At 68.7% G+C, this 1,270-nt stretch carries 1 protein-coding gene; it reads left to right on the top strand.

All coding sequences use genetic code 11. The features are described from left to right. Positions 1–69: 69 nt before the first annotated feature. Positions 70–1,238 (top strand): IS3 family transposase gene (locus Q0840_RS18970; RefSeq protein WP_298462735.1). Its coding sequence is split into 2 segments (ribosomal slippage): positions 70–354 and positions 357–1,238, totalling 1,167 coding nucleotides; the frame shifts between segments, so codons are not numbered across the junction. Positions 1,239–1,270 lie beyond the last annotated feature (32 nt).

Below are 1,270 nucleotides of genomic sequence, written 5' to 3'. Positions count from 1 at the left end.
GGGTCTGCTGCACGGATAGGTGACACCTGACCTGTGGTGCCGAGGGGCACCGCTGGGAGGATGTGCACCGTGCCCAAGCCCCATCCCAAGGAGTTCCGCGACGACGTCGTGGCCGTCGCCCGCCGGCGTGAGCCCGGCGTGCTGTTGAAGCAGATCGCCGCCGACTTCGGCATCAGTGAGTCGTGCCTGCGCAACTGGATGCACGCCGCCGATGTCGCCGACGGCCACCGCCCCGGCACGACGCCGTCGGAGTCGGCCGAGTTGCATGAGGCGAACCGCAGGATCCGGTTGCTCGAGCAGGAGAACGAGGTCCTGCGCCGGGCGGCGGCGTACCTGTCGCAGGCGAATCTGCCGGGAAAAGGCTCTACCCGCTCGTGAGTGAGCTCGCCGGCGACGGGGTTCCCGTCGCGGTGACGTGCCGGGTCCTGAAGCTCGCAAGGCAGCCCTACTACCGGTGGCTTGCCGCACCGATCACGCCCCGGGAGGTCGACGAGGCATACCTGGCCAACGCCCTGTTCGACGCCCACCGCGACGACCCCGAGTTCGGCCACCGGCTGCTGGCCGACGAAGCGCACCGGGCCGGGATCAGGGCGTGTGACCGTCGGGTGTGGCGGATCTGCCGCGACAACCGGTGGTGGTCGGTGTTCGGCAAGAAGCGCCGCGGCGCGAACGCGAAGAAGGCCGGCCCGCCTGCGCACGAGGACCTTGTCCTGCGCCAGTTCCGCGCCGACCGACCCAACCGGTTGTGGCTGTGGGACATCACCGAGCACGCCACGAGTGAGGGCAAGGTGTACCTGTGCGCGATCAAGGACGTGTACTCGGGCCGGATCGTGGGGTACTCGATCAGCGACCGGATGAAGTCCCGGATCGCCGTGAACGCCCTGGCCAGCGCGGTGGCCCGCCGCGGTGACGTCGCCGGGTGCATCGTGCACTCGGACCGAGGCTCGCAATTCAGGTCCCGGAAGGTGCTGGCCAAGCTGCACCGTCACACCCTGGTCGGATCCATGGGCCAGGTCGCCTCCGCCGGCGACAACGCCGCCATGGAGAGCTTCTTCTCGTTGCTGCAGAAGAACGTCCTTGACCGGCGCCGCTGGACCACCCGCGACCAGCTGCGCCTCGCGATTGTGACTTGGATCGAACGGACCTACCACCGCCGCCGACGACAAGCCCGCCTCGGTCGCCTGACACCCATCGAATTCGAGGCCATCATGACCCCTCAGGTCGCACTCGCCGCCTGAGAACCACTGTCACCTATCCGTGCAGCAGACCC

The sequence above is a fragment of the uncultured Cellulomonas sp. genome (genome assembly GCF_947494015.1).
Classification (GTDB): domain Bacteria; phylum Actinomycetota; class Actinomycetes; order Actinomycetales; family Cellulomonadaceae; genus Pengzhenrongella.
Note: the sequence above shows the minus strand (reverse complement) of the source record. Positions and strands in the feature narration are given on the sequence as shown.